The organism is Mycobacterium sp. E3298, assembly GCF_001666895.1.
Taxonomy (GTDB): domain Bacteria; phylum Actinomycetota; class Actinomycetes; order Mycobacteriales; family Mycobacteriaceae; genus Mycobacterium.
In genome coordinates, this window is sequence record NZ_LZJB01000541.1 from 1 (window position 1) to 4,106 (window position 4,106).

5 protein-coding genes and 1 tRNA gene are annotated in these 4,106 nt (G+C 66.3%); 4 read left to right on the top strand and 2 right to left on the bottom strand.

What is annotated here, in order from left to right; all coding sequences use genetic code 11:
• Positions 1-25 precede the first annotated feature (25 nt).
• The 4 genes from A9X05_RS24895 (at position 26) to A9X05_RS32410 (ending at position 2,629) form a co-directional block, all read left to right on the top strand.
• Positions 26-547, top strand: a complete 522-nt coding sequence (locus tag A9X05_RS24895) for a tRNA adenosine deaminase-associated protein (RefSeq protein WP_067748783.1) — start codon at positions 26-28, stop codon at positions 545-547.
• Positions 544-1,002, top strand: coding sequence for a nucleoside deaminase (locus tag A9X05_RS24900; protein ID WP_067748786.1), 459 nt, complete (start codon positions 544-546; stop codon positions 1,000-1,002). Before A9X05_RS24895 ends, A9X05_RS24900 begins: the two co-directional genes overlap by 4 nt.
• Before the next feature lie 29 nt (positions 1,003-1,031).
• Positions 1,032-1,121 (top strand) — tRNA-Ser (locus A9X05_RS24905).
• Positions 1,122-1,234: 113 nt separating this feature from the next.
• The gene (locus A9X05_RS32410) at positions 1,235-2,629 is read left to right on the top strand and encodes a hypothetical protein (protein ID WP_231978467.1); all 1,395 of its coding nucleotides are present in this window, start codon (positions 1,235-1,237) and stop codon (positions 2,627-2,629) included.
• A gap of 11 nt (positions 2,630-2,640) precedes the next feature.
• Here A9X05_RS32410 and A9X05_RS30130 read toward each other — a convergent pair whose 3' ends face one another.
• Together A9X05_RS30130 and A9X05_RS24915 are read right to left on the bottom strand one after the other, a co-directional pair.
• Positions 2,641-3,138: a hypothetical protein gene (locus A9X05_RS30130; protein WP_082950102.1), complete on the bottom strand. Its 498-nt coding sequence runs from the start codon at positions 3,136-3,138 to the stop codon at positions 2,641-2,643.
• Positions 3,139-3,192: 54 nt separating this feature from the next.
• A partial coding sequence (locus tag A9X05_RS24915; protein ID WP_156736965.1) for a DUF4185 domain-containing protein occupies positions 3,193-4,106 on the bottom strand: 914 nt, incomplete at its 5' end.

Sequence of the window (4,106 nt, forward strand, 5' to 3'; positions counted from 1 at the left end):
TGGTCTGCGACTACCGTAAGCGGCCATGGGAGCACAACGGGCCCCAGCCCAGGGCCTGTCCGCCGACACGCCGGACGGTTTCGGCGTAGCGGTCGTACGCGAAGAGGGCCAGTGGCGGTGTTCTCCGATGGCCCGTAAATCCTTGATGAGCCTCAAGGCCGCCGAGACGGAGCTGCGGGAATTGCGCAGCGCCGGCGCGGTGTTCGGCCTCCTCGACGTGGATGACGAGTTCTTCGTGATCGTGCGCCCCGCGCCGTCGGGGACCCGGCTGCTGCTGTCGGACGCCACCGCCGCACTGGACTACGACATCGCCGCCGAAGTGCTCGACAAGCTGGACGCCGACATCGACCCCGAAGACCTGGAGGATTCCGACCCGTTCGAGGAGGGCGACCTGGGGTTGCTTTCCGACATCGGGCTGCCGGAGGCGGTGCTGGGCGTCATCCTCGACGAGGCCGACCTGTACGCGGACGAGCAGCTCGGCCGCATCGCCCGGGAGATGGGCTTCGCCGACCAGCTGTCGGCCGTGATCGACCGCATCGGTCGGTGATCGCCGACGAAGATCTGATCCGTGCCGCGTTGGCGGTCGCCGCGACTGCGGGCCCCCGCGACGTCCCCATCGGCGCGGTGGTCGTCGGCGCTGACGGGATCGAACTGGCCCGCGCGGTCAATGCCCGCGAGGCCCTTGGCGATCCCACCGCGCACGCGGAGATCCTGGCGCTGCGCGCGGCGGCCGGCGCGGCGGGTGACGGCTGGCGGCTGGAGGGCGCCACGCTGGCGGTCACCGTCGAGCCGTGCACCATGTGCGCCGGAGCGCTGGTCCTGGCCCGCGTCGGCCGGCTGGTGTTCGGCGCGTGGGAACCCAAGACGGGCGCGGTCGGATCGCTGTGGGACGTGGTCCGCGATCGGCGGCTCAATCATCGGCCGGAAGTGCGCGGCGGCGTGCTCGCCGAAGAGTGCGCCGCACCGCTGGAGGCTTTCTTCGCCCGCCAGCGATTGGGGTAACGGGCCGACGGTTCGGTAAGCTGCTCCGCGGTGGCGTGTCCGAGCGGCCTAAGGAGCACGCCTCGAAAGCGTGTGACGGCTAACACCGTCCGAGGGTTCAAATCCCTCCGCCACCGCCAAAGACCTGCACCCGCTAAGGCGGGGGAGGGCCGCCGCGCGCGTGTGCCGGGCTTTCGTCCGGAAGCACGCGCGGGAGACCGTCTTGAGCAGACCGGTGACGTAAAGTCGGCGCGTGCGGCCGGTTCTTCGGGGTTTCATTCGTGCAGCCGCCGGGCTCGGCGTGGTCGCGGCGCTCCTGGCGGTGTCGAGTGCCTGCACCACCCACAAGCACGATTCGGCCTCGAGTCGGCCGACGCTCACAGCCGCACCGACGGAAGGCGGGGACTGCGCGCCGGATCGGTTGGCGCGCTGCATACCCGGGCTGGCTGATTTTCAAGACGACCTCTTCAACCGCGTCAGCGTCTATGCGCCCCAAGCGGGCTTCGGGTCCGAGCCTCCCTTCGGCGGACGCGAGTCCACGCCTGCAGACTGCCAACGTCTGCCACGGTTCGGCGCGACTGACAAACCGGAACTGGATGTGGAATACAGCCCCGCCACGGACGCCAACGGTCACGTTCCGAGCAATCGATTCCCGGCGAACGGCGGCGATTCCGTCCGGGTCCGGTTCACCGCTGCGGGCGAGGGCGATGACGTCAGCAGCGAGATGGCGGCATGGTCGCATCGGTGCCCCATGTGGGCGGTTGCGCACCCGATGGACAACGGCGGCGTCCAGGGTTGGCTGGTCGGCGAATCCAGCCAAACGCTGGCGCAGTATCAATCAGGCGACACCGGACCCCAGTGGCCCAACGTCGTCAATATGGCAGCGACCGTGCTGCCCAGCCGGGTGACGGTGCAGGCGTGGTATCGCACGCCCGATCCGTCGGCGGCCTCGCGCAATCAGCTTCTTTCGGAGTTGATCGGCGCGGTAGGGCGATCTCGGCCGCGCTCGGCGCTGCCGCCGATGCTCGCCAACTGGAGCCAAGCCCAGATCTCGACGCTGCTTCCAGCGCTGGCGGTTAACACCGACATCGAGACCGCCTCTGCTGACAACGGCGCCCTCACCAGCGGCCCGGGCGGCGCATCGTGGTCGCTCTGCCCGTCCGGTGGCTCGGTCCCCGCCCCGCGCTACGATCCCCTGGTCGGCTGGCAGGACTTCGACCAGTCGAAGTGGGACAAGCCCGGGAAACCGCCCCGTCCCAAAGTGATGATCGGCCGCGCGCATGCCGGCGACGATTTCCTCACCGATCTCCGGCGTGAAATCGCTACGTGCACTGCGCATTTAGCGGACAAGCCGGCACTCTGCGGGGAGCGCGAAAACCGCCAGACCCTCGAGACGGATTCGGCTGTCGCCGAAGGTGAGGACACGGTGCGGTTGACACACCGGTGGATGCGGGTAGTTGATGTCCGCGGCCATGGAGTGTGTGGTGAAGGCGTCGAGGCGCTGAGGGTCACCCAGGTGCGAGGACTGATCATCGTCAGCAGCTCGAGCGATGGCGGATGGCTGTTCAAGGGGGACACACCGCCTTTGCCGCTGAGCGCCCTCGACGAGCTTCTCGCCGAGACGGTACGCAGGGTCAAGGCTGCGTGAGCGAGCCGATTTCACACATGCGGCAGCCAACCGGAGCCGTGCGGCGACAGGACAAAGCCACGCCCCTGCGGGTCTTTGCATGCGGTCATGCCTGAATCGTCGACACCGCAAACGAAGCCATTGACCGTGAGAGAGTGAGCTGGCGGAAGCGTTTTGACGGACTGGCCGGCCACGATACGTGACGGTTCCCCGCCACTCGTCTGGTTAAGCCCGCTAGTGGTTCCTATCCAGTTGACGCCACTGATTCCCGCCGCCGGGTTTGAGGCCGCGGGCGGTATGGCCGGCAAGTTATTTCCGCTACACGACGCCTGGTCGAGCGTGAACTTGCAGACGATGCCATCAGGCGTGAGAAAGTACACCGTCGGTTCGGGCTGCCGTCCCGGGTTTGGCACCAAGACCTCGTAATCCTTGACGTTGGCGGGAGCGTATCCGCTCAAGTCGGGGAAGCTGAGCGCGTCGGCGTGTGCGACACATGTACCTGCCAGAGCGGCGCCCACAAGTGCGCTCATGCCGGTGAGTGTCGTTGTTGTCATTTCGTTCCTCGACTCTGCTGGTTCAACGGTTCATTGGAAGGGGTTGACTTGAAATTCTCGAGTTTGATAGGGCGTTCCGGTCGGCACACCGTTCGCGTCCGTGCCCGTATTCCACTGACTGACAAGCAGTTTCAAGTCATCCAACGTTGAGCCGGGCACAATGTATCCACCGTAGGGCTGGGGCAGAAACTTTGGTGCGCCCGGGTCGCCGTTCTGCGCGACGACAGTGGTCGGCACGTTGCCGAAAACGCCGGTCGGATTGGGTCCGACCCGTACTTCCATGCGCCCGCCTTGGGCGTCGACATTGAATCCCGACAAGACCGGCTTGCCACCGATCTCCCGAAAACTGAGCTCGCCGTAACGGTCTGTCGTCACCGGCGTGGCCTGTTGCCCTGCCTGTCCCCAGGCGTTCCCGGTCCACGGTCGCCAACTGTTGCGATCGAACACCTTATCCGGGTCTGCTTGATACATCGTGACACCTCGGCTGCGGTCGAAGGAGTCGGCCGCGATGTACACCTTGCCGTCAGAGCCCTTGTATCCGCTGACCTGAGTGGGCGCGTCTCCCGCGGCCCGGAAAGAACCCGGCACCATGGTCCATCCCTTGCCGGGGTCGCCGTTGACCTCGACCAGCCATGAACCTGCGGGCTGGAGGTTTCCCTTGGTGCCCGTAACCATCATGTACGTCTTGTCGCCCAGGATGATCGTTCCTGCGGGAAGCGTGTCGTCGATGCCGGCTTTGACCGCTTCGGCCGGCATCGTGAATAGCTCGTGACCGCTGTCCTTCGCTCCGGTCAACGGCGCTCCGAAGTGCGGGCGTCCGTCGGCGTCGAAAGTCACCGGCACGGCCACCGATCGATAATGATCACCTTCGCCAACTTTGTTGCCTGAGAACGAATCCCCGAAGATCGCAAGGAATCTTCCCGGCTGCCCGGGCACTTCGACGA